Raw genomic sequence first — 26237 nt, forward strand, 5'->3', positions numbered from 1 at the left:
GGGCGGTTCACTCACACGAGCGATTCGAGAGCCACTGATATGGAAGCGAAGCGAAGGGTGCCGAGGCGATCACGCCTTTTTCAAAAACTCGGTCTTCAGCACCAGGCCCTTCACCTGCCTGGTGCTGCATTCGATCTCGCCGGGATTGCCGGTGAGGCGAATATTCTTCACCAGCGTGCCGCGCTTGATCGTCTCCGACGTGCCTTTGACCTTGAGATCCTTGATCAGGGTCACGGAGTCGCCCTCGTGCAGCGCCGTGCCATTGCTGTCTCTTATGATCGCGTCGGTCATGGCAGGTCTTTCGTGGGACTCCGGTGGGAGGTGGTCGGGCCAGTCTCCGGCCTATCCCACGCTCGGCGACAAGGTCAAGCGTCAAGCGGGGTCAAGCGTCAAGCGGGCCGTCCGCCAATACTATGCGGGAACGGCCGACCGGAAAACCCAGGTTGCAAGCAGACGGTGCCCCTGGACCATAATGTCATTGCCGCTCCGGCCGGCGTCGCGATTTCAAATGGCTAGGCACCCGCCGGTATGAGTGCGGACTGGAAGGTCGCGAAAGGGCCGCCCGCCCTTTCGCTTGGCCCCCATTTCGCTTGGCAAGAAGCCGACGGTTACTTGTTGAGCTGCTTGGCCATCTTGCAGAAGTCGGCATGCATCTTGGCAATGCCTGCGTCGCTGCATTCCTTCAACATCATGGCCCGGTCGCTCGTGGACATGGCCATCCATGCCGCCTTGAATTCGGCTTCCGACTTCATGGTCTTCATGCCGGCGTCGGTGAAGAAGGGCGTCATTTTCTGCGGATCGTCGAGCGCCGAAGTGCCAGTGGCACCGGCGGCAAGCGCTGCGCCGGTCATCATCGAAAGGGCCATCGCGCCCATGCAAAGCGTCTTGAAGTTCATGATCATTCCTCCTGAGCTGCTGCTTTGAGGTTGTCCATCAGCGATCTACGAAGGAACGGTGTTTTGACCCAAAAGTTCCACGTTCTGGCGCAGACATGGAACAGGATTGCCCGTGACGTCATTAATGCAAAAAATTCTACCATGACTGAATTTGCCGCGCTGCCGACCAGGGCAATCGGCGTCCGGCTGGGTGAGACGCTGCGAAGTTGCAGGCCGGCTCAATATGCCCGATCATGGCGACGGCGGAGCGGAGGTATCAAGTGGCGGCAAATCGTCGAAACGACGCGCACCTGTCGGAGCCCCGGCGGGCGGGCATCGTTTCCGCGGCCAGGGCGCTTCCGCGCACATCGTTGCCCAGCGTAGCGTCGGTCGTGACGGCCGTCGCGGCGCTCTATTTCGGGCGCGAGGTCTTTCTGCCGATCGCAATCGCGCTGCTGCTTACCTTTGCGCTCGTGCCCATGGTGTCGGCACTCAAGCGAGCCGGCATTCCGCGTCTTCCGGCCGTGATCGCCAGTGTGCTCGGCGCATTCACGGTGCTGGCGCTGTTCTCCTTCATCGTCGCCACGCAGGTCAGTGAACTGGCGCAGAACATTCCGCTCTACCAGGCGAATATCCTGACCAAGGTCCGGTCGCTCAAGGAAACCGGCGTCGGCGGCGGCATCGTTTCCAGATTGAGCCGGGTGATCGAACGCGTCGGCCAGGAACTCGACAGACCCGAGCCCGTACAACCCGCCGCCGATCAGCCTCCGCGGGAACCGATCCCGGTCGAAATCGTCGCGCGCGAACGACCGCTCGAGGTCCTCCAGAATCTGATCGGCCCGCTGCTGAGCCCGCTGGCATCGGCCGGACTGATCGTCGTGGTCGTCATATTCATGCTGCTCGAGCGGGAGGACCTGCGCGATCGCTTCATACGCCTCGTCGGCTATGGCGATCTGCATCGAACCACCGAGGCGCTGCAGGATGCCGGCAAGCGCGTCGGCCGCTATCTGCTCATGCAACTGGTCGTGAACATCGTCTATGCCGTCCCGATTGCAATTGGACTTTGGCTGCTGGGCATACCCAATCCATTGCTGTGGGGTTTGCTGGCGCTGGCGCTGCGCTTCGTTCCCTATATCGGCCCGGTCATCGCGACGCTGTTGCCTCTGTTCCTGGCGCTTGCCGTGGCGCCCGGCTGGTCGCTCGTGCTCTGGACCGCAGGGCTTTTCGTCGTGGTCGAACTGATCACCGGCAACGTGATCGAACCCTGGCTCTACGGCTCGCGCACCGGGCTGTCGCCATTGGCCATCATCGTTGCGGCGATCTTCTGGACCTGGCTCTGGGGGCCATTGGGCCTGGTTCTGTCGACGCCGCTCACGGTCTGTCTCGTCGTGCTCGGCCGCCATGTGCCGCAGTTCGAATTCCTCGACGTTCTGTTCGGCAACGAACCCGTGCTCGAACCGCACGCCCGGCTTTACCAGCGGCTGTTGGCCGGCGATCCCGAGGAAGCGACGGACCATGCCGAGGAGATGCTGGACGAAGAATATCTGGTCGAGTTCTACGACAAGGTCGCGATTCCCGCACTTCTGCTCGGCGAGCAGGACCGGGTGCGTGGTGTGCTGAGCGACGAGCAAAGACAGCAGGTCGCGGGCAGCGCGCTGACGATGGTGGCGAACCTCGACGACAGCGCGCAGGAGGAGGCGGAAGCGGACGACACGGCCGCGGCCGAGGACAACGGCTCACGCGAGGACAGGCACGTTCAGGGGGAGGTTCAGGGCGAGGAGTACACCGAACTGCCGGATGGCACGGGCATGTCGGTGCTGTGCGCCGGCGGGCGCGGCGAACTCGACGACGCGGCGGCCGCCATGCTGGCCCAGGTGCTCGAAGTCCAGGGCGCTACGGTGTTGAGAGCGAGCTTCGCCGAGATGGAACCGGGGAGCATTCGCCGCCTTGAGCTCGACGCCGTCGATAGTGTCGTCATCGGATTTTTGAACCGGGATTCCGTCAAGCACGGGCGGTTCCTGGTCCGTCGGCTGAAACGCACCAAACCAAGGTTGCGAGTGGGCATCGTGTTGTGGTCGGAAGCCGACAGCGACAACCAGGAGGCAGATGCCAGATTGGCCAACGAGATCAACGCCGATTTCGTCGCACGTGGCATGGTAGGCGCGGTGCTCGGTGCGTTGTCCAGCGCTCCGCCGGTGGCGCTGAAGACCACCGCCAAACGCCGCATGCGTCGCCTGACGCCGGCGCGCAAGAAAGAGCCGCTCGCCGCGGCAAAATGAGCGCGGCGAAGACCGCGGCAGGTTGGGTTATTACCGCTTTCGCGAAAGTGGTAATAACGAAACGGCTCAGGTCATCTTCGCAAGGTCGCCCTGAACCGTCCGCCGCGGCAAACGGCGCCAACCTTCATACAGTCCAGAAATAGCGCACCGTATGGAAGAAGACCGGAGCGGCGAAGACCAGGCTGTCGGCACGGTCCATCATGCCACCATGGCCTTCGATCAGATGGCCCCAGTCCTTGACGCCCTGATCGCGCTTGATGGCCGAGGCGACCAGCCCGCCAAGGAAGCCCATCAGGCAGGCGATGAAGGCGACGCCGGCTGCCTGCAGCGGCGAGAACGGCGTCAGGAACGACAGCAGCGCGCCGAGCAGGCTCGACGCCGCCAGCCCGCCGACCAGCCCCTCCCAGGTCTTCGACGGCGAGACCGTCGGCGCCAGGAGATGCCGGCCGAACAGCTTGCCGAAAATATATTGCAGCACGTCGCTGCCTTGCACGGTGATGATCAGGAAAGCGATCAGCAACAGGTTGCGGCCTTCGAAGCCTGGCACCTCGAGCGTCAGCAGCGCCGGCACGTGGCTGACGCAGTAGACCGAAATCATCACCGCCCATTGCTGCGCCGAGACGCGCTCGAGAAAGCGCTCGGTGTCGCCGTGCAGCGCGGTGATCGCCGGCATCAGCAGGAAGCAGTAGACCGGGATGAAGATGGTGAACAGGCCGTACCAGGCGGTCCACACCAGCCAGTACTGGAACGGGATGACGATGCCGAACATGCCGAGCAGCACCCAGTGGTGGCTGCGGCGGCTGTGCGTCAGCGTCACGAATTCGCGCAACGCGGCGAACGAAATCAGCGCGAACAGGATGGTCATGCCGGGGCGGCCGAAGAAGAAGGCAACGGTGATCGCCACCACCATCACCCACCAGGCATTGATGCGCTGGGTGAGGTTGACCAGCGTCGGCGACAACGGCTTTGGCGCGCGCCATGACAAGACGCCGGCGACGACGCTGGCGCTGATCAGCACCGCCAGCAGGCCGACAATCAGAATGAGGGTTTCGTGCATCATCGGCAGCATTTTGCCTTGGTCCTCAATCGTCTCGCTGCGGCCGGGGGTTCAGCGCCAGCAGCGTTTCGCGGGCGCGGTCGAGAAAGGCGCGGCGTTCCTCACCCGGTTGAATGGCGATCGGGGCGCCGAAGACGACGCGGCAAAGCAGCGGCACCGGCACGAATTGGCCCTTGGGCAGCACCCGCGACATGTTCTCGATCCAGCACGGGATGAGCTCGACATCGGGCCGCGCCATCGACAGATTGTAGAGGCCGGAGCGGAACGGCAGCAGCGGTTCGTCGGTCATGTTGCGCGTGCCTTCGGGAAACAGGATCAGCGAGTGGCCCTGGTCGAGCACCGACAGCATGATCGAGATCGGGTGCTGCGTTTCATCCGTCCACTGCCGGTGGATCAGCACGGAAGACAGCATGTCCTCGGCAATGAAACGGCGCAGCCGCGACTTGCTCCAATAATCGGCGGCCGCCACCGCATGGGTACGGGCGCGCTCCTTCTCGCTGAGGCAGGCCGACAGCAGGATGAAATCGCCGTGGCTGGCATGGTTGGCGAAGTAGATGCGCTGCCGGTCCGACGGCTGGCTGCCGTTCCAGATCGGCCGCACGCCGGTGACCACCCAGGCCAGTGCCGACAGGCCGACCGAGGTCACCGTCTGCAGCAGGGTATAGGTGCTGACGCGAAGCTTTGTCATGGACGGGCTCAAAAGAATGCCGCGACGACCGAGGCCGCCGCGAACAGGCTGAAGGCGATACGCTGCTTGGCGAGCAGACGGCGCGTGCCGGCCATCCGCTGGTCGAGCGAGCGGCCACCGGCCGCCGTGGGTTTCAGCCGCATGCGCGCCAGCACGTCGTCGATCGCCGCACCGCCGCCTGCTTCGCTGGCGTGGCTGGCCATCAGCCGGAACAGCAGCGCGTCGAACAAAAGCAGGGCCGAGAGAATAATTGTGGCTATGGCACCCGCGGCGGCGATCAGCCAGGCCGCCGCGGACAGCGACGATGTTTGCGGCGCAGTCGCCAGGCCGATGACCGGCGCCGCCAGCAAGGCAGCAGCAATCAACAGCAGCGGCCACGCCACCTGCACCATCAGTCCGGCGGCGAACGTCTCGGCCTTATCTCGAAAAGCAGTCATGTCGCCGCGTCCATGCCAAGATGCACAGGCCGGCCGGCGGCAGCGAGCTGGCCTCGCGCCTGATCCGACGTGGCGGCCCGGCCGCTGGCGACCAGCCATTCGGCGACGACGGCGGCGCTGCGCTGGAAGCCGAGCGCACAGCAGACCAGCACCGTGCCCTGGCTCCGCGCCGTCTCGATCGCCGCCACCGCTTGCGCACGCGCCTCGCGAGACGGCGGCAAAAGGTCGACCATGGGCAGGCTCAACCATCGGATCGAGGCGCCACGCGGCCGTTCCAATTCGCCGGCAAGGTCGATCACCGTGCCGAAGGCGTCGGCCTCGGCGGCGGTCGGAAAACGGCCAAGGGAAACACCGTCGGCGATGACGATCTGCGCCGGGAGCTTTCGCGTCCATGCCCACACATTGACCTTGGCGGCAACCCGGTAGGGCCACAGCAGAAGACGGCTGGCCAGCGACACGCGGCCATCGGCTGTTTTCTGGAACACCTTGGCGCCGGCGCCGGCATAGGCGAAAGCGATTATGGCCAGCGCCAGTGCCGGCCACAACAGGATGAGCCACAGCGCCGAGACCAATGCGCCGGCGGCAGCGCCGGCCAGCGCAAAGGCTGCGCCAAGCGCATAGAACAGCGCCAGAAGCCGCGCTTTCGGGTCCGCGGTCAGGCGGAAGCCGGCGAAAGGCAAGGCGCCGTCGCGCGGAAACAGCCACAGCGCGAAAAGGCCGAGCAGCGCGCCGGTCGGTATGTCGATGAAATGGTGCTGCCACGTCGTCAGCACCGAGGCGCCGATCAGGAAACACCAGACATGCCAGGCGACGCCGGCGATGCCGGCCAATCTGTGACGGCAATGGTCCCAGATGATGACCAGCAGCGCGATATGCAGCGACGGCGCCTGGTTGAAGGGTTTGTCGAAGCCGCCGAGTACGGCGAACATGAAGCCGGGCAGACCGCTCGTCTGCGGGCGCACGAACGTGGCAGTCAGCGGGAACAGGATGAAGCAGGCGACGGCGACGATCTGTGCCGTCAGATAGCGGCCGGCGAGGCGGTCGACGCCGCTCTTCGAATTGTTCAACACCAGCGACAAGCCGTAGAACAGGTTGATCGACCAGTAGGGCACGATCGTCCAGGCAAGGAACGGGATGCCATGCTCCCAGCCAAAGACGATGCTGCCGACGTCGTCGCGCCGCGACGCCAGCCAGTTGGCGAAGCCGTAGGTGGCGTAGAAGAACGGCGCCAGAAATGCCAGCCACAATGCGGCGCGCAGGACGATCCCGGGATACGGCTCGCGCGGCAAGGCCGGAAGGGCAGCGGCATCGCGAGGTGAGGCACAGGCAGGCAGGTCCATGCTCAGACGCGCCGCGCGACCGAAACGGTGAAGATGCCCCACTGGTCGATGCGCTGGTCGAGCTTCTCGAAGCCGGCGGCCGCCACCAGCTGGTCCATCTCGGCCTGCGTGCGGCGGCGCATCACCCAGGCCTGGCCGCCGCGGTGCGAGGTCAGGCTGCGCGCGATCATCTCGAGCTGCGGATGCCAGGGCTGGTTGGTGTAGACCAGCAGGCTTCCGGGCTGCATGGCGCTGGCCAGTCCACCGAGCGAGCGGGCGATCATGGCATCATCGGAAAACAATTCGTAGAGCCCCGAGACGATGGCGAGATCCGGCGCCGGGTCGAGCCCGGCCAGCAGCGTGGCGTCGAAGGCGTCACTTCGATGGAACGAGACGGTCGCCGGCAGATGGCGCTCGGCGATCAGCTTGCGGCCGAGCGAGACGTTGAGCTCGGAGAAATCCTGCAGCCGCACGCTTGCCGGCGGCGCGGCGCCTTTCTGCACGGCATCGAGCACATAGCGGCCATGGCCGGCGGCGATATCGACGATATGGACCGGCCGACCGGCGGCCTTCAGCGTCTCAACGGCGCTGCCTATCAGCTCCTCCAGATGCAGCTTGCGCTGGCGGATGCCGCGCCAGCCGATGGCATCGAGAAAGGTGCGGTCGATCATGCGGCCGATGGGGCTGATGCCGCGCGCCTCGTTCTCATAGACATAGTCGAGCGTCGAGCCGGAATCGAAGCCGGTGGCAATCCCCGTCTTCATGCCGGACGACAGCCAGGCGCCCATGCGGATCGAGGCGCGGCTCATTGCCCAGTAGAGCCCCCTGGGAGACAGCAGCGGCAGCGGCGAGGCCAGCCGGTCGGCCTCGTCGCGTGTGTAGCCGGCGCGGTCGGCCCAGGTCAGGTCGACCGGCTCTTCCGGCGCCGCGAACTGCTTTTCGAGGAAGGGCCTGATCAGGTCGAGTGCCTTGTGGCGGTCGCGCTCGCCCAGCGTGTCGTGGAAAAAGCCGGGCAGCACGTGCCGCTTCTTGGCCGGGCTCGCCAGATTGACGAAGAATTCGTGCTGCGGTCCATGGCGCACCACCCAGTCGCTGCCGGAGATCAGAAGCTGTGTCGGCACGGTGATGGCGCGGGCATCGGCGACGATGCGCGCGGCATGATCGTAGAGCTCGACCAGGATGTTGGAGGCGATCGGCCGGGTGATCAGCGGGTCGGCGTCGAAGGAGGCGATGCGCTCGGGATCATGCGTCAGGAATTTCGCCTTGACGTAGGAATTGACGAAGAAGCGGCCCTTCAGCTTCTGCCACAACGCAATGCCTTGCTTGGCGAAGGGCACGTAGAGCTTGACCGAGAAGGCCGGCGAGGCCAGCACCAGGGCGCGAATGTCGGGCGCGTAATCATGCACCCAGGCGGCGGCAAGCACGGCGCCGAAGGATTGCGCGATCAGCGCGATATCGCGCCGGGCAAAGCCGTCGCTGCCGATCTCGCGCACAAAACACTCGATGTCGCGCACCAGTGCCGCAAACGATGGCGCATAGCCGCGTTCGCCGGCGGAGCGGCCATTGCCGCGCGCGTCCCAGGCATAGAAGGCGTGGTCGGGCATCTGCAGCTCGTCGACCAGATGCGCCATGCGGCCGCCATGCTCGTGGCCGCGATGGAACAGCAGGATGGCACCCTTGCGGTTTTCCGACAGCGCCGGCCAATAGCGATAGAAGACCTCGGTGCCGTCATGGCTCTTGAAGCTGCGCTCCTGCGCCACCCGCTCGATATTGGCTGAAGCCACTGCGGCAACCGTCTGTTGGTGAAGCATGTTGTTCTCCCTGGCGAGACCGGAATTCAGCTGCTGCTCCCGTTAAGGCCGCTGCGTATCCGGTTGATGGCGGTCGCCAGCGAGAGTGTAGCCATGGCCGGAAACACGAGCGGCGTGAGCGCTGGGACCCACAGGCCGGACGCGATAAGCACGGCGAGGATGCCAAGCGCCAGCGCCCGGTCGCTTTTGCCGAACGGGCCGGCATAGTTGCGCCCGGTTCCGGCGGCGATGCCGAGCACGCCGGCGAACTCCGTGATCATAGCCGCGATCGCGAATGCAACGACGCCCCAGGCAGGAAAAATGACGGCAAAGGCCAGGATCAAAGCGAGATCGGAGACGACATCACAAAGCTCGTTGAGATACATGCCGAGCTTCGAGGCCTGGCCATGTTCCCTTGCGAGCATGCCGTCGATCGCATTCAGCGCCATTCGCGCAAACAGCACGAGCGGCATCAGCAGAAAGACCGCGCGATGGCCTGCAAGGACTGCCACCGCAAGGCCGGCGGCGAGCGAGAGGGCAGCGGCCAGCAGTGTGATCTGGTTGGCGGTGACGCCGGCCCTGGCCAGGCCATCGGCAAGCGGCCGCAGCCTGGCCTGGAAGGCCGGTTTCAGCGCATAAAGCGTCGGCATGTGCGAACCCCCCGGCCGCGGTGCAAATGATGTTGGCGAGGATGGTCAATTGGCGCGCAAGACGCAAGGGCGGCGCCCTGCCACTTTTCGACATCCGGATATGTCGGCGCTAGCTTTCCCTGCCATTGTCGCCCGGGAACCGTGCGGGCAAGCTTTCTTCGGCCGCCGCCCAGGCGCGACTATGATAGCGCCGCAGGATGAGAATGCATGTCGCGAAGACCGCCAGCCCGCAAATCACGCCGGGCGACATGCCCCCGCCGAAAGCGGACTTAACAACGATGCCGGTGAAGACGCCGGCAATGGCGCCGTTGATCGTGCCCACCATCCCCGCGGTGGTCATGAAATATTGCAGCGGCGAGGGTCTGAGGCCCTTGTCGACCAGCACCGCCGAGGGGTCGTCATGCGTGGAATTGACAAGGTATCTTTGCAGGACCGGCGCCAGTTCGACGAAATAGTTGCGGATCCTGGCCATGCCGCGGGCATGCACCATGTCCTCGATGGCAACCTGCACCGCGCGCACAAAGGTGACCAGTCCGATGAAGAAAAGGCAAGGCAGCAAGATCAGGCTGAACAACACGAACGGCCTGCCCATCTCCGTGACCTGCGCGACGAAGGACAAGGCAATCGTTGCGCTTGAGACCGAGGTCAGGAACAGATCGGCTCTCTGGTTCGCTTCCTGAATGGTCGCGGCGCGAGCGTTTTGCAGCACGAAATGCTCGGTCGTCAGGCACTGCAGGGCGTGCTGCGCCTGGTCAGGCGGAACCGGAGCGTCGGGAGAACGGGTCATCGACATTTGCCCGCTTCTGCCCGCCGGAACCGACAGGCAGAAGGGACGTCGTCCTACGAGCCGTCAGGACTTGCCGTCGCCGCCGGTGATGGCGATACGCTTGGCCTTTGCCTGGGCGCGCTCCGTCTTGGGCAGCGTCACGCTGAGCACACCGTTCCGGAACGCGGCGTTCACCTTGTCTTCGTCGACTTCGTAGCCGAGCGGGATACGCCGCTCGAAACGGCCATAGAAGCGTTCGGAGAACTGCCTGTCCTTGTCCTCGGTCTCTTCGCGCTTCTCGCCGCGCAGCGTCAGCACACCGTCATCGAGCAGCAACTCGACGTCTTTCTCGTCCATGCCGGGGATCTCGGCGGTGACGCGGATCTCCTTTTCGCTATCGGAGATTTCGACACTCGGCCAGCTGGCGCGGGCAGCGGAGAAGCCACCGAGCGACGGCAGCCTCGTGTCGAAGCCGCGGAACGCCTCGTCGAACAGGCGGTTCATTTCGCGATGCAGCGTCAGGAAGGGATCGCCGTCGCCGTTGCGGAACAGGCTGGGGGGCTGATTGTTCTCCCGGCCCCACGGAATGAGATCACGAATAGCCATTGCATAGTCTCCTTTCTCGACTGGTGCATTCAGGCAGCCTGCTTGTTTGCTTCGCCCTGCGCGACCTTCGACCCGATCTTCGGCGAGGCGACATCGGTCGCGATGGCGATGCGCCGAGGCTTCATCTCCTCTGGCACCTCACGTACCAGATCGATGCTGAGCAGGCCGTTGTCGAGCGAGGCGCCTGCGACCTTGACGTGATCGGCAAGCTCGAAACGGCGGGTAAAGGGCCGTGTGGCGAGGCCATGATGCAGATACTCCGCGTTGTCCGGCTCCTTGTGCTGGCCGGAGACAATGAGGAGGTTGGGTTCATGAGTGATTTCGAGGTCGTCCTCGGAAAACCCGGCTACGGCGATGGTGACGCGGTAGTTGTTCTCGCCGCTGCGCGCGATGTCATAGGGCGGCCAGGCGTCGAAGGCCTGCGGAGCATTTTCCAGCAGGTTGAAGACGCGGTCGAAGCCGATGCTCGACCGATAGAGCGGGGAAAAGTCGAATGCGGTTCTCATAGCTACATCCTCCATCGAGCAACATAGATACGAGGGGCGCCAAAGAGCTGGCGCTCCCTGGTTCCGCCGGCCCCATTTCGGCGACCGGTGCCTTCGATCTGGTTATTGTCCGCCGCAAGTCAAGACCCCGGTGGCTCTCGCGTTGCCGGTTTTTGGGCCGGTTTTCGGTCGGTTCGGCGGGGCTGCCAATCTCGCCACAAGTGGGGAGATGTCCGGCACGAGATTGCCTGTCTGGTTTCAATTGCCAACGCTGACTTCCCCGGCCGGTTATTGTCTGCAGCAGGTCAAGACCCAGATTTCTTGTGTTGCCGGGCCCGTTCCCGGCACTCGCAGATGGAGCTGACCATGACACGCGACGAGATCATTTCTGTGCTGGGCCCGGTCGACGAAGCCGTGATCGCCGACATTGCGGCGACGGACGGGACGGTCCAGGAATTGCGCGAGGCCCTGGCCTGGATCGCCGCCGACGAGGCGCTGGTGAACGAGGGCCGACCGCTGCCGACGGCAAGGGTAGCGACGCTGATCGAACTGCTGCAAGGGCCGGACGAGGAGGAATAACCGGCTGTTGCCGCGATGCTCTTGAACCGCGCAAAGGGACGAACCATGTCCTTCAGCGGCGCCGGCCGGCCGCCGGTGCCGCCAGCATAACGTTGCTTGCTCAAACAAGAAGACGATCAGAAAACAAGGAGGAAGTGATGGACGACGTCCGCTTCGCCGAGCCGATCACGTTGAAATTCCAATCGAGCGAGCGCAAGGTCGCCAGCAGTTGGGAAGCCATCGAATGCATGCGCCAGCAGTGGCCGGACCGTGCACGCGGCCGGAGCTGGCGCGCCGCCTATCGGACCTGCCGCGACGCGCTCGACGGCTGGCGCACCGCGCGTGATGCGCGCAAGGCCTTCGTCAGGGCGGCGCGCAAGGCTGGATTGCTCGCCCGCAAGCCTGTCGACCACGCCGGCTAGTCCGGACGCCCTCCGATATTGTGAGATCCAAAACAAGTGGGGGAGAGTCAGCTACCTCTTTCCCCCGCTTCGGAGGCACTTTGTTTGCTGTCTGGCGGCAGATCGGCTTGCTCCTCAGTGGACGGTGATAATGCCGTTTACGGCCCGCCATTCGGACGGTTGGATCAGACGGTGATGAGCCACGCGCACCGAATGTAGCGGGCCTTCGATCTCGCGCTCCCAGAAATCGAGGAAATGCTTCAGCGTCGGGAAATCAGGGGCGATATCGTATTCCTGCCAGATATAGAGCTGAAGCAGGCTTCGATGATCGGGCAGACGGTAGTGGATCTCCGCCGTGGTGAGGCCAAACCCTTGCATCTGGAGCTGAAAGTCCCTGCTGGTCATGCAATCCTTCCTTTCCCAATGAACCTCGGTCTGCAAAACGCCTCGCCTTCCACATAGGTTCCAGCCGCCGGCAAGCGGCTCAGGAGACGGACAGATTTGGAAATCCGGCCGGGTCATCGCGCCGGAAACGGCGAATGTGCGAACAATTACAGCGTATTGGCACTCTCAGGTGTCGAGTGCTAAAATTTTTGCATGATCCTCTTGAAAGCTGAAAAAAGCGCGACTAGTTCGTATGCGCGCGATGCCTGAAGAAGAGATCGCGCACCCCGTGCCGGGCCGATATTGCCGGTCCGGTCAGGAGGATGTTCGAAAATCTGTTTGTCCCGAGAGGAGAACGACATGGCGTTCCGTCCATTGCATGACCGCATCCTGGTCCGCCGCATCGAGGTCGACGAAAAGACCGCGGGCGGCATCATCATCCCCGACACCGCCAAGGAGAAGCCGCAGGAGGGCGAGGTCATTGCCGCCGGTCCGGGCGCGCGCGACGACAGCGGCCAATTGCAGCCGCTCGACGTCAAGGTCGGCGACCGCATTTTGTTCGGCAAATGGTCCGGCACCGAGATCAAGCTCAATGGCGAGGATCTGCTCATCATGAAAGAGAGCGACGTGCTGGGCGTGATCGAAGCCACGGGCGAGATGAAGAAGGCTGCCTGAGCGGGGCCTGAACAAGCATTCCAGTCAACGAAAAGCTGCCTATCGAGGAGTGTTCCAATGGCTGCCAAAGATGTGAAATTTCATACCGAAGCCCGCGAGAAGATGTTACGCGGTGTCGATATGCTTGCCAATGCGGTGAAGGTGACGCTTGGTCCCAAGGGCCGCAACGTTGTCTTCGACAAATCGTTCGGCGCGCCGCGCATCACCAAGGACGGCGTGACGGTGGCAAAAGAGATCGAGCTCGAGGACAAGTTCGAGAACATGGGCGCTCAGATGGTCCGCGAAGTTGCTTCGAAGACCAGCGACACCGCAGGCGATGGCACCACGACCGCGACGATTCTTGCTCAGGCCATTGTCAGGGAAGGGGCCAAGGCGGTCGCTGCCGGCATGAACCCGATGGATTTGAAGCGCGGCATCGACAAGGCGGTCGACGCCGTGGTCGCCGACCTGAAATCCAATGCCCGCAAGGTGACCAGGAACGACGAAATCGCTCAGGTCGGCGCCATCTCTGCCAATGGCGATGCCGAGATCGGCCGCTTCCTCGCAGAGGCGATGGAAAAGGTTGGCAATGAGGGTGTCATCACTGTCGAGGAAGCGAAGACCGCTGAGACCGAGTTGGAAGTGGTCGAAGGCATGCAGTTCGACCGTGGCTACCTCTCGCCCTATTTCATCACCAATCAGGATAAGATGCGCGTCGAACTCGAAGAACCCTATGTGCTGATCCACGAGAAGAAGCTGTCCAACCTGCAGGCCATGCTTCCTGTGCTCGAAGCCGCCGTGCAATCCGGCAAGCCGCTGTTGATCATCGCCGAGGACGTCGAGGGCGAGGCGCTGGCGACGCTGGTCGTCAACAAGCTGCGCGGCGGCCTGAAGGTCGCGGCCGTCAAGGCACCGGGCTTCGGCGATCGCCGCAAGGCCATGCTGGAGGATATTGCCATCCTGACCGGCGGCACGGCGATCTCGGAGGACCTCGGCATCAAGCTCGAGAACGTCACACTGGAGATGCTCGGCCGCGCCAAGAAGGTGCTGATCGAGAAGGAGAACACCACCATCGTCGACGGCGCCGGCCGCAAGGATGAAATCCATGCGCGCATCAGCCAGATCAAGGCGCAGATCGAGGAAACCACCTCCGACTACGACCGCGAAAAGCTGCAGGAGCGGTTGGCCAAGCTCGCCGGCGGCGTCGCCGTCATCCGTGTCGGCGGCTCGACCGAGATCGAGGTCAAGGAGCGCAAGGATCGCGTCGACGACGCCATGCACGCCACACGCGCGGCGGTTGAGGAGGGCATCCTGCCCGGCGGCGGCGTGGCGCTGTTGAGAGCGGCGAAGGCGCTCGATAATGTCGTCGTCGACAATCCCGATCAGAAGACCGGTGTCGACATCGTGCGTCGCGCCATCGAAGCGCCGGTGCGCCAGATCGCCGAGAATGCCGGCGCCGAAGGTTCGATCATCGTCGGCAAGCTGCGCGAGACGGGCGAGTTCGGCTATGGCTGGAACGCGCAGACCAACGAGTTCGGCGACCTCTACAGTCAAGGCGTCATCGACCCGGCCAAGGTCGTGCGCACTGCCCTGCAGGGTGCCGCCTCTGTTGCCGGCCTGCTGGTGACGACCGAGGCGATGGTGGCCGAGAAGCCGAAGAAGGAAGCTGCCGCGCCGGCCATGCCCGGCGGTGGCGGCATGGACTTCTAAGGCCAGGCTTCCAAAGCGCGACTTCGAAACGGCAGATGGACCGTGTCCGCCAAAAGCGGGCACGGTCTTGCCGGTCCGGGACTAATGCTGAGCAGGTGTTGCCATGGATATGATGGACAGTTTTGGAAAGATCGCGGCGCCGACCCGCCCGAAAAACGATTTCAACTATGAAGCCGACTGCAGGGCGGCGCTGGCGCCTTTGGTCGACGGCTTGCTGGATATGGCCGAGTCGGCCGGCTGGGACCGCCGCAAGGCGGCCTACACGCTGATGTTTCTGTCGGCTCAACGCGTGGGGGCCGGCACGGAGGAGCGCAAATGATCGCGGCGCGGATGCGCGAATGCCTGCGCCTGCTGCGTTGGTCGGAAACCGATTTCGCCGAAGAGGCGGGATACCCGCTCGCCAAGGCAAAGGCGTGGCTCTACGGGCGCGAACATCCGCCGCTGGGCGTGGCGGCCTGGCTCGAGGCGCTGGTCAAGGTGCATCGGCTGCTGCCGCGGCCGGGCATGCAAGCCGTATTGCATTCGCCGATCGACGCCGTCCTGCAGGCGGATCGAAGCGCCCGCGCGGTTGAGTTCCGCAAGGAGCCGATTGAGCCAGGAAAGGAGAGTGTCATCGATCGTGCTTCGTTCGACAAGCCGGTTACCATCCTCACCGGCCTCGGTACGCCGACGAAGATAGAAAGCGCGGCTGAGGCTTATGCACTTTTGGCTGAGTGGCCGGCAACGAGCCGGACGGCCGCGCATGACATCGCCGCAAAAGCGTGCCGTGCAGCACTGGAAGGAGAGATCGACGCCGAGACGGCGCGCGCCACCTTCGTTGCCTTCGCCCGCCGCAACGGCCTGCTTGCGCCGCAGACGAACGGGATGGTTGCCGGCGAGAGCGTTGCTGGCGCGACGGTTGCCGATTGGGCAACGCGCGCACAGCGCGTCAACGCCCCAGCCTGAGCGGTTGGAGAAGTCGCCAATCTCCCCCCTTGAGGGTCCCTTGAGGGGGAGATGTCGCCGAAGGCGACAGAGGGGGTCGGTACGTCCTGGCGCGACGCCATGTTGGACGAAAGAGAAAGTTGGCGCCTCACGCGCGGCTACCCCCTCTGGCCTGCCGGCCATCTCCCCCTCGAGGGGGGAGATTACGCGCTCAGCCGCTTTCGCCTACTAAGCCATCGGTAGCAGCCGGCGCATGATCAGCGAGGCATGGCCGCCCACCCCGTGTGCAGCCGGCCGGCGCTCGACGACCTCGAAGCCGTGCGTGCGATAGAAGGCGATTGCGCGGTCGTTGCCCCCGATCACTTCCAGGGCGATGCTGGGAATACCCGCATGCGCGGCAAGAACGGCATGCAGCAGGTCGGCGGCAAGGCCGGTGCCGTACTCGCTTTTGTCTATATGGAGCCGCTCGAGCATGACCTCGCCTTTGTCGTCCATCGCGGCCATCGCATAACCGGCGAGCGAGCCGTCAGCCCGCTCAGCGACGAAGGACATCTTGCTGTCGTCCCTGAGCTCGGCCGCCAACCGCTCCGGCGCGTGCCTCTCATCCGACAGCCGAGCCGTGGTCTCGGCACCCAGGATCGGCGAATAGGTGTGTCGCCAGGACCCTCCAAGCAGCCGCGACACCGCCGGAACGTCCTGTTCGGTCATGGTTCTTATTTGGGTCATTGGCACCTCGCCTCAGAAACCTGCCCCTTTTGAGCGGAGATGTCCGGCAAGACAGAGAGGTGCTGTCCCGCCGGCCCTGCACGGCTGAGTTCAGCGCACATCCGCGCCGGCCACCATGACTATGTGCTGGCAGACATTGTCGATATCGCGAATGACGTCGTCGTTCCAGAACCGCAGGATAGTCCAGCCCAGCGCTTCAAGCCGTGCGCTTCTGGTAGCGTCCGATATTGAGGCATCGGCCCGGGCATGCTGGGAGCCATCCAGTTCGACAATCAGCTTTTTGTCCGGGCAGGCAAAATCGACAATATGGCCTGCAATTGGCATCTGCCGCCGAAATGCCAGCCCCATGAGTCGATGCGCCCTGACCTCATTCCAGAGCTTCAGCTCGGCATCCGTCATGGCCTTGCGCATCTTGTGCGCATTGCCGCGGTTACGGGGAGGTACGGGATAGTGATTCACTACTTCTATTCCTCAGCGCGAACCTTGCCCATCTTCTCTATGCTGCGCTTGAACACCCCCCTCTGTCCTGCCGGACATCTCCCCCTCAAGGGGGGAGATTGGCAGCTTCGCCGAAAATTCTCCCTTCTTTAGAGATTGGCGAAAGCTGGAGCGACGTCCAATCTCCCCCCTTGAGGGGGAGATGGCCGGCAGGACAGAGGGGGGTGCTGACCCGCCGACCTGGATAGGCATGGCACCTGTATCACCTCCTTACCCGCGATTTCAGCCAGCGGTCGAAGGCCACGGCGAGGATGAGGATCAGGCCGATGACGATGCTTTGCGTGTAGGACGAGACGTTGTTGAACTGCAGCCCGTTCTGCAAGACGCCGATCAGTCCTGCACCGACCACCGTGCCGCCGACGCTGCCGATGCCGCCGAACAGCGAGGTGCCGCCGATGACGACCGCCGAGATCACCGTCAGCTCGTAGCCGATGCCGGCGACGGCTTCGGAGGAGTTGAGCCGCGCCGACAAAACGAAGGCGGCAAGGCCGGCGAAGAAGCCGACGATGATGTAGACCGAGATCAGGATGCGGTCGACACGCAGGCCGGAGAGTCGTGCCGCCTCGGCATTGCCGCCGACGGCATAGACCGCGCGGCCGTAACGTGTGTAGCGCAGCACGATATGGCAAAGGATCGCGGCAATCGCGAAGATGATCGCCGGCACCGGAACCGGGCCGATCAGGCCGGTACCGAACCAGCGCATCGAGGCGTCGAAGCCGGAGATCGGGCCGCCATTGGAAATCGTCAAGGTCAGGCCGCGAAACACGGTGAGGCCGCCAAGCGTGACGACGAAGGGCGGCACTTTCAGCCTGGTGATGGCAAAGCCCTGGACGCCGCCGGCCATGGCACCGACGACGACGGCGGCGAGAAGGGCGGCGAACCAGCCATAGCCCTGCGTGCCCGTTGTCGACAGCGACAGCGTGTTGGCGGTGCCGCCCTTGGCCACCACCGCCGCGACCATGCCGCAGAAGGCGAGCAGCGAGCCGACCGACAGGTCGATCCCGGCGGTGAGGATGACGAAGGTCATGCCGAGCGCGATCAGGCCGGTGATCGAGATCTGGCGCATGATGTTGAACAGGTTGATCGGGTCGATGAAGCTCGGCTTCAGCACGGTGAAGACGACGATCAGCAACGCCAGGAACATCAGTGGGCCGAAACTCATCAGCAGCCGCGCAATATTGACACCGCCGCGCTGGCTCCGTTCGGTCGTGCTGGTCATTGCGTTGCTTCCTGCTTCTGGTCGAGCGCCATCAGTTCCATCAATTTCTCCTCGGTCGCCTCGACGCCGGGCATCTCGCCGGTAATGCGCCCGCGCCGCATGGTGACGATCCTGTCCGACACCGCAAGCACTTCGGGCAGCTCGGACGAGATCATCATGATGGCGATGCCGCGCGCGGCGAGCTCCACCAGGATCTGGTGCACTTCCGCCTTGGCGCCGACATCGACGCCGCGCGTCGGTTCATCGACGATCAGTACCTTGGGATCGCGCGCCAGCCAGCGGGCAAGGATCACCTTCTGCTGGTTGCCGCCGGACAGGCCCTCGATCGCCTGCTCGGGCGAAGCCATGCGGATCGACAGCATCTTCCTGTAGTTCGCCAGCGCCTCGCGTTCGCGCCGCTCGGCCATGAAGCCGACACTGGAGTAGCGGTCGAGCGCGGCGATCGAGAAATTGGTGAGGATGGCGAGTGCTGCGAAGATTGCCTGGTGCTTGCGGTCCTCCGGCACCAGGCCGATGCCGAGCTCGATGGCGTCGGCGGGTGAGGCGGGCGCGATCGGCTTGCCGTCGAGCGTGATGGTGCCGGCGGCAATGCGGTCGGCGCCGAAGATGGCGCGGGCGAGCTCGGTGCGGCCGGAGCCGACGAGCCCGGCGACGCCGAGGATTTCGCCCGCCTTGAGGTCGAGATCGACGCCTTCGAGCACGATGGCGTGCGGCGCCTGCGGATCGCGCACCGTGCGCAGGCCGCGCACCGAGAGCCGGACGTCGCCGGCGACGTCGCGCTGCGTCGGCCTGGCATAGAGCTCGGAAGCGGCGCGGCCGACCATCTTCTCGATGATCTTCGGCAGTTTGATCGGCCCGCCTTCGCGGTCGAGATGGCCGGCCAGCCTGCCGTCGCGCAGCACCGTCATGCGGTCGCAGATCGCCGAGGCCTCCTCCAGCCGGTGGGTGACGAACATGATGGCGACGCCATCCTTGCGCAGCCGGTCCATGATCGACATCAGCCTGTGCACTTCGGTTTCGGTCAGCGCCGAGGTCGGCTCGTCCATGATGATCAAGCGGCTCTTCAGCGACAGCGCGCGGGCGATCTCGACCAGCTGCTGCTCGGCCACCGACAGCGCCGACACCGGCGTCGCCGGGTCGAGGTCGAGGCCGACGCGAGCGATGATCGCGCGCGAATCTTCCTCCATCTTCCGCCAGCTGACCAGCCCGAACCGGCCGAGCGGCGCGCGACCGATGAAGATATTCTCCGCCACGGTCAGCGTCGGGATCAGGCTCAGTTCCTGGTAGATTGTTACGATGCCGTGGCGCTTGGCATCCTGCGGATTGTGCGGGCTGAATTCGACCCCATCGAAGACGATGCGGCCGCTGGACGGCGGCATCACGCCGGACAGGATCTTGAGCAGCGTCGATTTGCCGGCTCCGTTCTCGCCGAGCAGGCCGAGAATCTCGCCGGGGCGGACTTCGAGCGAAACGTCGTTCAGCGCGGTGACGCCGGCAAAGCGCTTGGTCACGCCCTCGACGGTGAGCAGGGCGGGAGAGGGCGCGATGGCGGCTGCCTTGGGCAAAGTTTGCTCCTGGATTGCGATTGTCGGCGGGACAGCGCCCCCCTCTGTCCTGCCTGACATCTCCCCCACGAGGGGGGAGATTGGATGTCTTTCGCCAACCTTCCTGCGTTGCAGAAAAGGCGCCATCGGCGAAGCTTCCGATCTCCCCCCAAGTGGGGGAGATGCCCGGCAGGGCAGAGGGGGGGCGCGACAGAATGCTACTTTTGCCGCTGCGCGCCCTTTGTGCAACCTTACTTCGTCTCGCCCAGCCTCTCCGCCTTGTCGAGATTGTCCTTGCCGATGACGATCGGCGTCAAAAGCACCAGCTTTTCCTTCGGCTCGGTCTTGTCCCTGGCATAGGCGACCGCGATCTGCACCGCAGTGCGCGATTGTTCGCCGGGGAATTGCTCGACCGTTCCGGCCAGCTTGCCGTCGCGCACTGCGACCAGCGCTTCGGGAAGCGCGTCGAAGCCGTAGATCTTGACGTCGGTGAAGTTGCGCGCCGCGCAGGCTTCAACCGCGCCAAGCGCCATGTCGTCATTGGCGCAGATGATCGCGTCGGGCTTGCCGTTGGCGGCAAGGCCGGCCTCGGTGACGGACAGCGCCTCGGCGCGGGCGAAGTTGGCGGTCTGCTCGAAGATGATCTGGTACTTGTCCTTCATCGGATCGAGGACGTTGTGCACACCCTTGTTGCGGTCGATCGCCGGGCCGGCACCGGGCTGGCCCTGCAGATGGAAGATCTTGGCGCCGTTCGGGAATGCCGCCACCATGGCCTTCGCTTCGGCCTCGCCGCCCTTGACGTTGTCCGCGCCGACATGGGCAAGGATGCCCTCGACGCCTTCGACACGGCGGTCGATGGTGACGACGGGAACGCCGGCCTTGACCGCTTCCTCGATGGCTGGGGCCAGCGCATTGACGTCGAGCGGCGAGATGACGATGGCGTTGACCTTCTGCACGAGCGCCGCTTCGATATCGGCGGTCTGCTTGGGCGCCGAGTTCTGGCCGTCGCTTTCGACCAGGTTGACGCCCTGGGCCTGGGCTTCCGCCTTGATCTGGTTCAGCATGTGCACGAAGAACGGAAAGCCGAGGCTCGGCACCGAACCCAGGATGGTCAGCTTGTCCTGGGCAAAAGCCAGTTGCGGAGCGGCCAGCGCCAAAGCGCCCATCGCCGCGGTCGACAGCAGGAATTCACGTCTGTTGATCAATTTAGTCTCCTCCCAGATGAGCGCACGACCCCGAAACCGGAATGGGTTTTCCGGAAGGTTCCTTGCGTCGATTCAAAAATGGAGTGTCCTTCGAGCGCCCAACTCGTGTTTGAAGGGACGCAACGGCGCTCCAGCCGGTCCACCGCGACGTTCTCCTCCGCTCGGTGCCTGCCGGCGGATGCTAGCCAAGGCCGGAGCTTTGCGCAAGAACGCGCTACCGCGCGCGGCTCGCAGCGACCGCCAAATTGACAGCCGACACGCTCTCGGCCATCCTTAAGGCACGCCGCCTTGCGGCTTGTGCGTGAGTAACCAGCATGGCCAGTTCCGTCGCCAGTCAGAAATCCAAGCGCGCCGCGGTGCGGAACGCGCTCGACCGCCACAAGGTGTACATCACCGCGCAGCGTTTTTCGGCCGGCAGCTACAGCGCGCGGGTGCTGGTCAACGGCGAGGCCTATTGGGTCGACGAATTCCGGCTCAGCCAGCTGCAGCAGGGCCTGTCGCCGGCCGAGCTCGAATTGACGCCGGCCACCGACGATTGAGCGGCATGACGCCGACCTGCCGCATGCTGACAAAATGATTCAAGACATGCGCATCAAGCCGTTGTTTTTGCGCAAGAGCATGTGGCCGTGACCGCCCCGCCAAAGCTCAAGGCCTATCGCGCCAAGCGCGAGTTCACGAGGACGCCGGAACCCGCCGGCGGGCTGGTTGCCGGGGAAGGCAACCGCTTCGTCGTTCACAAGCACCACGCCACCGCCGACCACTACGACCTTCGCCTGCAGGTCGGCGACGTGCTGAAGAGCTGGGCGGTGCCGCGCGGCCCGTCGCTCAACCCCGCCGACAAACGGCTGGCGGTCGAGACCGAGGACCATCCGCTCGAGTATATCGACTTCGAAGGTGTCATTCCCGAAGGCGAATATGGCGGCGGGCCGATGATCGTCTGGGACACCGGCGTCTGGGCGCCGATGGACGATGTCGAGAAGAGCCTGCGCACCGGTTCCTTCAAGTTCCGCCTCGCCGGCGAAAAGCTGAATGGCGGCTGGATGCTGACGCGGCTGAAACCGAAGCCCGGCGAGGATGCGGGCAAGAAGAACTGGCTGCTGTTCAAGGAGCGCGATCTCGCCGCCGACGCCAAGCTCGACATACTGGAAGCCCGGCCGGAAAGCGTCAAATCCGGACGCCGCATCGAGGAACTGGCGGCAACGCCGAAGCCGGCCGCCAAGCCTGCCAGGCCGGTGGTGCTGAAGCCAGGTGCTTTGCCGGGCGCCGTCAAGGCGCCGCTGCCCACCCGCATCGAGCCGCAACTGGCGACGCAGGTTTCGAAACCGCCGGGCGGCGATGACCCAGCGGCCCGAACGGGCGAAGTCTGGCTGCACGAGATCAAATTCGATGGCTACCGCACCATGGCGCATCTCGCTAACGGCGCAGTCAGGCTGATCACCCGCGCCGGCCTCGACTGGACGAAGCGCTATGGCGACCTGCCCCTTGCCTTCGCCAGGCTGCCGTGCCGCGAGGCGATCATCGACGGCGAGGTCGTCGCGCTCGACGCCAAGGGCATCAGCCGCTTTGCCCTTTTGCAGAATGCGCTGGCCGAAGGCGCCGGCAACAAGCTCCACTTCTACGCCTTCGATCTTCTGTATCTCGACGGCTGGGACCTGAGACAAGCGCCGCTCCGCCGGCGCAAGGCGCTGCTTTCGCAATTGCTGTCCGGTCTCGGCGCCAATTCGGCCATCCAGCTCAGCGATCATGTCGAAGGAGACGGCCAGGCACTTTATGACCAGGCGTCCGAGATGGGGCTCGAGGGTGTCGTCTCCAAGCGCGCCACGGCAATCTACCAGAGCGGCCGTACCAAGACCTGGACCAAGACCAAGGCGCTTCAGACCGGCGACTTCGTCATCGCCGGCTACACAGTCTCCGATGCGGCCGAGGGGCTGGCCGCACTCGGCCTCGGCGAATTCGAGGATGGCGAATTGCACTATCGCGGCAAGGTCGGCACCGGCTTCGACGCCGCCACCGCCGGCGAGTTGCTGGCGCGGCTGGAGCCGTTGCGCGCCGGGGCGTCCGCGCCGGAAGGCGTTCCGCGCGAAATCATGCGCGAGATGAAATGGGTGCGGCCGCTGCTTTCGGCGCACATCCACTACGCCAACCGGACCACCGACAATGCGCTGCGCCATGCCGTGTTCCGCGGCCTGCGCGACGTCGGCCTGTCGACGCCGGTTTCGGCCAAGCGCAAGCGGCTGATCGCCGAGGCCGACCTCGCCACCATCTGGGTGACCAACCCGACGCGACGGCTGTTCGGCAAGACCGGCCCGACCAAGCTCGACATTGCCGTCTATTATGCGCTGGTCGGCGATTTCATGCTGCCGCACATTCTCGGCCGGCCGGTGTCGCTGGTGCGCTGCCCGACCGGCAGGCCGCAGGACTGTTTCTTCCAGCGCCACGCCTTCACCGGCATGCCGTCATCCGTGGCGACTTTCGAAGCGACCAATTCGGAGGGCGAGACCAAATCCTATCTCTCGGTGGAAGACGCCAAGGGCTATCTGGCGCTGGCGCAGTTCGGTGTCGTCGAGTTCCACACCTGGGGCACCCATCGCACGCGGCTCGACAAGCCGGACCTGATCGTTTTCGACCTCGACCCGGGCGAGGGGATCGCCTGGCGCGAGGTGGTTGAGGCGGCGGTGCACATTAAGGGCGAGCTGGAAGCGCTAGGGCTGGTGCCGTTCGCCAAGACGTCCGGGGGCCACGGCATCCACGTATCAGTGCCGGTGACGCAAAAGCAGAACTGGAAGAAACTGCACCAGGCGACCAGCGCCATCTCGACGCATCTTGCCGCCACCGCGCCCGACACTTTCACCACCACCATGGGCAAGGATAACCGCAAGCGGCGCATCTTCATCGATTATCACCGCAATGCGCGCGGCCACACCTCGGCGGCTCCCTATTCGCTGCGCGCCCGCACCAATTTGCCGGCCTCGACGCCGGTGAGCTGGAGCGACCTGGCGACCATCGACGCCCCGCAGGATCTGAATTATTCGTCATTGCCGGGCCTGCTGGCGACGTCAGGCGACCCTTGGGCCGACATGGAAGATTTCGCCCGGGATTTGCCGGTGATAGGCACCGCGAGGTAGTCGTGCCGGCGCGGCCCCAGACTCCATCGACGCTCCGGAAAATTTGAATTATTCTTCGCCACGGACCTCTTACCTGCAGGGGCTCCGGCGGAGGAAGATTTCGCTAGGGATTTGCCGGCATTGTAAGGGCAATGTAGGATTTCGGCAGCCGCATTCGTCCTCGGGACGAATGAACGCTGCGAACAGTTCGACAGCACAAGGCCGCGTAGGAGTATTCATGGCGCCCAGGGCAAGTTGGAAAGGTTACCTCAAGCTCAGTCTGGTCAGCTGTCCGGTCCGGCTCTATCCGGCGACGAGCGCGAGTGAACGCATCAGCTTCAACCAGCTGCACAAGAAGACGCACAACCGCATCAACATGAAGCCGGTCGACCCCGAGCTCGGGCTGGTCGAGCGTTCGGACCTGGTCAAGGGCTACGAATACGAGGACAAGCAGTACATCATCATCGAGGACTCCGATCTCGATGCGGTGCGCATCGAATCCAACCATACGATGAACATCGAGGCTTTTGTCGACGAGCATTCGGTCGACGTCATCTATCAGGACGCGCCCTATTACCTGGCGCCGGACGGCGCAATGGCCGAGGAGACCTTCGCCGTGCTGCGCGAAGCCATGCGCAAATCCGGCAAGCTGGCGATCGCCCGCCTGGTGCTGTCCAGCCGCGAGCGCGTGGTGACGATCGGCCCGCGCGAGAACGGCATGTTCGTCTGCACCTTGAGGAATCCGAACGAAGTGCGTGGCACGGCTGAGTATTTCGGCAATATCCCGGCCGGAAACCCCGATCCCGAAATGCTGCAATTGGCCGAGGCGCTGATCAAGCAAAAGGAAACCACCTTCGATCCGAAGAATTACGAGGACCGCTACGAGATCGCGCTGATGGCGATGATCCGCGAGAAGCTGAAGGGCCATAAGCCGATCATCGCGGCGGCCCCCGAGCGCGGCAATGTCATCAATCTCATGGATGCGCTGAAGGCGAGCCTGTCGCAATCGGCCAAACCGCCGGCCAAGTCGAAGAGCAAGGCCGATGAAACGGCCAAGCCCGCGGCGAAATCCGCCAAGGCCGGCGCTGGCGCGGCCAAGGAAAACCCGCTCAAGGCGAACCTTCTCAAAGCCGTCGGCAAGAGCAAGGCGTGACGGCTCTCGCCGGCACGGTCTTCGGCATCGTCGGCGCGCTGGCGGCCTTTCCGCTCAGGCTGGCGGCGCGCGAGGTCGAGCGCCAGCACGGCCAGTTGCGGCGCGGCGTCACTCGGCGCACCACACATGTCGTGTTGGGCCGCAAGTTGCTCGCCAAAGCCGGCGATGGCGAGATCGAGCGTCGGGCTGCTGCGGAGCGCGCGGCCGGGCGCAAGCTGGTCAGCGAGAACGGCTTCCTGCGCCTGCTCGGATTGATGAAGGCGCCGGAGGCTTCTGCGCTGTCGCGGCAGTCGCTGATCGACCAGTCGCGGCTGACCGGCGAGGATCTCGACCTTTTGTCGCTGTTCGATGCCTTCGAGCATGATTGCGAACCGTATTCCTTTCGCGACCTGATCCTCGCCCGCAAATATGCCGGGCTGGTTGCCGGCGGCGCCTCGTGGGGGGCGATTGCGCGCTCGGTGCACCGCTCAGGCCCGGTCGCCTCGCTCACCGCCAAGTCGCTCGCCGTCGGCTCGCAGCACGGGCGGGCCGATGCGATCTATCTCGAAGGCGGCCAGAGCGAACTCGACGGCCAGCTGCTGTTCGATCTGGGAACGCAGGATGACGACACGCTGGAAGAGCTGTTCGCCGATGCCGAGGCGGCGGAAGGGGCTGAAGAGCACGAGCAGGCGGCGGCGCTCTACCAGCGCTGCCTGGCCATCGACCCAAGCGATGCCATCGCCGCCTTCAACCGCGCCAACTGCCTGCGCGCCGCCGGCCAGGCGGCCGAGGCGGCGCACGACTATGCCCGCGCCATAAAGCTCGATCCCGGCTTCGTCGAGGCCTGGTTCAATCTCGCCGGGCTGATGAGCGAGGAGGGGCGGGTAGCCTCGGCGCGCCGCCATTTGCTCAAGGCGATCGCATTGGACGCTGATTATGCCGATGCGGTATTCAACCTTGCGAGGCTGGAGTTCGACGCCGGCAATCTCGCCGAGGCGCGGCGTCGCTGGGTGCGCTATCTCGAGCTCGACGCCAATTCCGAATGGGCGCGCACGGCCGCGCGGGGCATCCAGTTTGTCGATTTGCAGCTGGCGCGGATGTCGGCAGGGTGAGGTAGTAGCGCCTCCTTCTCCCCTTGTGAGATCTTTGCACAGAAGCCGATCAGTGATTCTGTTGTGAGGTTGGAGCAGGGAGATTCGCGATGGTGGATCGTGTTCTGGGTCAGT

28 protein-coding genes are annotated in these 26237 nt (G+C 64.4%); 11 read left to right on the forward strand and 17 right to left on the reverse strand.

Annotation, left to right across the window (positions count from 1 at the left end; all coding sequences use genetic code 11):
- Positions 1 to 69 precede the first annotated feature (69 nt).
- Positions 70 to 291, reverse strand: a complete 222-nt coding sequence (locus NKI39_RS21225) for an alkylphosphonate utilization protein (RefSeq protein ID WP_023675660.1) — start codon at positions 289 to 291, stop codon at positions 70 to 72.
- Positions 292 to 608: 317 nt separating this feature from the next.
- Positions 609 to 896: a hypothetical protein gene (locus NKI39_RS21230; RefSeq protein ID WP_352501220.1), complete on the reverse strand. Its 288-nt coding sequence runs from the start codon at positions 894 to 896 to the stop codon at positions 609 to 611.
- Between the two features lie 260 nt (positions 897 to 1156).
- Here NKI39_RS21230 and NKI39_RS21235 point away from each other — a divergent pair, with 260 nt between their 5' ends.
- Positions 1157 to 3154 carry an AI-2E family transporter gene (locus NKI39_RS21235; RefSeq protein ID WP_352834148.1) on the forward strand — a complete coding sequence of 666 codons (1998 nt, stop codon included), beginning with the start codon at positions 1157 to 1159 and terminating at the stop codon, positions 3152 to 3154.
- Positions 3155 to 3278: 124 nt separating this feature from the next.
- Here NKI39_RS21235 and NKI39_RS21240 read toward each other — a convergent pair whose 3' ends face one another.
- The 9 genes from NKI39_RS21240 to NKI39_RS21280 all read right to left on the reverse strand — a co-directional run bounded on the left by NKI39_RS21240 (position 3279) and on the right by NKI39_RS21280 (position 10973).
- Positions 3279 to 4214: a phosphatidate cytidylyltransferase gene (locus NKI39_RS21240; RefSeq protein WP_352834186.1), complete on the reverse strand. Its 936-nt coding sequence runs from the start codon at positions 4212 to 4214 to the stop codon at positions 3279 to 3281.
- 22 nt (positions 4215 to 4236) lie between these two features.
- Entirely contained in the window at positions 4237 to 4899 is a 663-nt protein-coding gene (locus tag NKI39_RS21245) for a lysophospholipid acyltransferase family protein (protein WP_352775642.1), read from the reverse strand.
- An 8-nt stretch (positions 4900 to 4907) separates the two neighbouring features.
- Complete coding sequence (locus tag NKI39_RS21250) at positions 4908 to 5336, reverse strand: hypothetical protein (RefSeq protein WP_352541170.1); 429 nt, start codon at positions 5334 to 5336, stop codon at positions 4908 to 4910.
- A complete protein-coding gene (locus NKI39_RS21255) occupies positions 5333 to 6676 on the reverse strand; it encodes a phosphatase PAP2/dual specificity phosphatase family protein (protein WP_352834151.1) in 1344 nt (447 codons plus the stop codon). The genes NKI39_RS21250 and NKI39_RS21255 overlap by 4 nt, the downstream gene beginning before the upstream one ends.
- Before the next feature lie 2 nt (positions 6677 to 6678).
- The gene (locus tag NKI39_RS21260; RefSeq protein WP_352834154.1) at positions 6679 to 8466 is read right to left on the reverse strand and encodes a bifunctional alpha/beta hydrolase/class I SAM-dependent methyltransferase; all 1788 of its coding nucleotides are present in this window, start codon (positions 8464 to 8466) and stop codon (positions 6679 to 6681) included.
- Positions 8467 to 8492: 26 nt separating this feature from the next.
- The gene (locus NKI39_RS21265; RefSeq protein WP_352834157.1) at positions 8493 to 9095 is read right to left on the reverse strand and encodes a CDP-alcohol phosphatidyltransferase family protein; all 603 of its coding nucleotides are present in this window, start codon (positions 9093 to 9095) and stop codon (positions 8493 to 8495) included.
- A gap of 109 nt (positions 9096 to 9204) precedes the next feature.
- The gene (locus NKI39_RS21270) at positions 9205 to 9882 is read right to left on the reverse strand and encodes a hypothetical protein (protein WP_352834160.1); all 678 of its coding nucleotides are present in this window, start codon (positions 9880 to 9882) and stop codon (positions 9205 to 9207) included.
- A gap of 63 nt (positions 9883 to 9945) precedes the next feature.
- On the reverse strand, positions 9946 to 10467 hold the full coding sequence (locus NKI39_RS21275) for an Hsp20/alpha crystallin family protein (RefSeq protein ID WP_352541166.1): 522 nt from the start codon (positions 10465 to 10467) through the stop codon (positions 9946 to 9948).
- A 29-nt stretch (positions 10468 to 10496) separates the two neighbouring features.
- Entirely contained in the window at positions 10497 to 10973 is a 477-nt protein-coding gene (locus tag NKI39_RS21280; RefSeq protein ID WP_352834163.1) for an Hsp20 family protein, read from the reverse strand.
- A 345-nt stretch (positions 10974 to 11318) separates the two neighbouring features.
- Between NKI39_RS21280 and NKI39_RS21285 the strand changes: the two genes are divergently transcribed.
- Together NKI39_RS21285 and NKI39_RS21290 are read left to right on the forward strand one after the other, a co-directional pair.
- Complete coding sequence (locus NKI39_RS21285) at positions 11319 to 11531, forward strand: hypothetical protein (protein WP_245274651.1); 213 nt, start codon at positions 11319 to 11321, stop codon at positions 11529 to 11531.
- Positions 11532 to 11668: 137 nt separating this feature from the next.
- Positions 11669 to 11932 carry a DUF982 domain-containing protein gene (locus tag NKI39_RS21290; protein WP_352501214.1) on the forward strand — a complete coding sequence of 88 codons (264 nt, stop codon included), beginning with the start codon at positions 11669 to 11671 and terminating at the stop codon, positions 11930 to 11932.
- 114 nt (positions 11933 to 12046) lie between these two features.
- Here the strand turns inward: NKI39_RS21290 and NKI39_RS21295 are convergent, their stop codons facing one another.
- On the reverse strand, positions 12047 to 12316 hold the full coding sequence (locus NKI39_RS21295) for an usg protein (RefSeq protein ID WP_352457304.1): 270 nt from the start codon (positions 12314 to 12316) through the stop codon (positions 12047 to 12049).
- A gap of 339 nt (positions 12317 to 12655) precedes the next feature.
- Between NKI39_RS21295 and NKI39_RS21300 the strand changes: the two genes are divergently transcribed.
- From NKI39_RS21300 to NKI39_RS34335, 4 genes are all read left to right on the forward strand, one after another.
- Positions 12656 to 12970 (forward strand): co-chaperone GroES, encoded by a 315-nt coding sequence (locus NKI39_RS21300; RefSeq protein WP_352457303.1) that lies wholly within the window; start codon positions 12656 to 12658, stop codon positions 12968 to 12970.
- A gap of 57 nt (positions 12971 to 13027) precedes the next feature.
- Positions 13028 to 14659 (forward strand): chaperonin GroEL, encoded by a 1632-nt coding sequence (groL, locus tag NKI39_RS21305; protein WP_352472117.1) that lies wholly within the window; start codon positions 13028 to 13030, stop codon positions 14657 to 14659.
- A gap of 103 nt (positions 14660 to 14762) precedes the next feature.
- Positions 14763 to 14978 (forward strand): hypothetical protein, encoded by a 216-nt coding sequence (locus NKI39_RS21310; protein WP_254819654.1) that lies wholly within the window; start codon positions 14763 to 14765, stop codon positions 14976 to 14978.
- A complete protein-coding gene (locus tag NKI39_RS34335; RefSeq protein ID WP_502898586.1) occupies positions 14975 to 15604 on the forward strand; it encodes a DUF982 domain-containing protein in 630 nt (209 codons plus the stop codon). The genes NKI39_RS21310 and NKI39_RS34335 overlap by 4 nt, the downstream gene beginning before the upstream one ends.
- A 207-nt stretch (positions 15605 to 15811) precedes the next feature.
- On the opposite strand, the gene NKI39_RS21320 is transcribed toward NKI39_RS34335, so the two are convergent.
- From NKI39_RS21320 to NKI39_RS21340, 5 genes are all read right to left on the reverse strand, one after another.
- The gene (locus NKI39_RS21320) at positions 15812 to 16309 is read right to left on the reverse strand and encodes a GNAT family N-acetyltransferase (RefSeq protein WP_352834166.1); all 498 of its coding nucleotides are present in this window, start codon (positions 16307 to 16309) and stop codon (positions 15812 to 15814) included.
- Positions 16310 to 16399: 90 nt separating this feature from the next.
- On the reverse strand, positions 16400 to 16768 hold the full coding sequence (locus NKI39_RS21325; protein ID WP_352834169.1) for an endonuclease domain-containing protein: 369 nt from the start codon (positions 16766 to 16768) through the stop codon (positions 16400 to 16402).
- A gap of 241 nt (positions 16769 to 17009) precedes the next feature.
- Entirely contained in the window at positions 17010 to 18026 is a 1017-nt protein-coding gene (locus tag NKI39_RS21330) for an ABC transporter permease (protein ID WP_352834172.1), read from the reverse strand.
- Entirely contained in the window at positions 18023 to 19591 is a 1569-nt protein-coding gene (locus NKI39_RS21335) for a sugar ABC transporter ATP-binding protein (protein ID WP_352834175.1), read from the reverse strand. The genes NKI39_RS21330 and NKI39_RS21335 overlap by 4 nt, the downstream gene beginning before the upstream one ends.
- Before the next feature lie 230 nt (positions 19592 to 19821).
- Positions 19822 to 20772, reverse strand: coding sequence for a substrate-binding domain-containing protein (locus tag NKI39_RS21340; protein ID WP_352472200.1), 951 nt, complete (start codon positions 20770 to 20772; stop codon positions 19822 to 19824).
- Positions 20773 to 21089: 317 nt separating this feature from the next.
- On the opposite strand from NKI39_RS21340, the gene NKI39_RS21345 reads away from it, so the two are divergent.
- From NKI39_RS21345 to NKI39_RS21360, 4 genes are all read left to right on the forward strand, one after another.
- Positions 21090 to 21314 (forward strand): hypothetical protein, encoded by a 225-nt coding sequence (locus NKI39_RS21345; RefSeq protein ID WP_352472112.1) that lies wholly within the window; start codon positions 21090 to 21092, stop codon positions 21312 to 21314.
- A gap of 87 nt (positions 21315 to 21401) precedes the next feature.
- Positions 21402 to 23900 (forward strand): DNA ligase D, encoded by a 2499-nt coding sequence (ligD, locus tag NKI39_RS21350; protein WP_352834178.1) that lies wholly within the window; start codon positions 21402 to 21404, stop codon positions 23898 to 23900.
- 217 nt (positions 23901 to 24117) lie between these two features.
- Complete coding sequence (gene ku / locus NKI39_RS21355; protein ID WP_352834181.1) at positions 24118 to 25032, forward strand: non-homologous end joining protein Ku; 915 nt, start codon at positions 24118 to 24120, stop codon at positions 25030 to 25032.
- Positions 25029 to 26123, forward strand: coding sequence for a tetratricopeptide repeat protein (locus tag NKI39_RS21360; RefSeq protein ID WP_352820026.1), 1095 nt, complete (start codon positions 25029 to 25031; stop codon positions 26121 to 26123). Before ku ends, NKI39_RS21360 begins: the two co-directional genes overlap by 4 nt.
- Positions 26124 to 26237 lie beyond the last annotated feature (114 nt).

Source organism: Mesorhizobium sp. M0664, from assembly GCF_040320565.1.
In the GTDB taxonomy this organism is placed as follows: Bacteria; Pseudomonadota; Alphaproteobacteria; order Rhizobiales; family Rhizobiaceae; genus Mesorhizobium.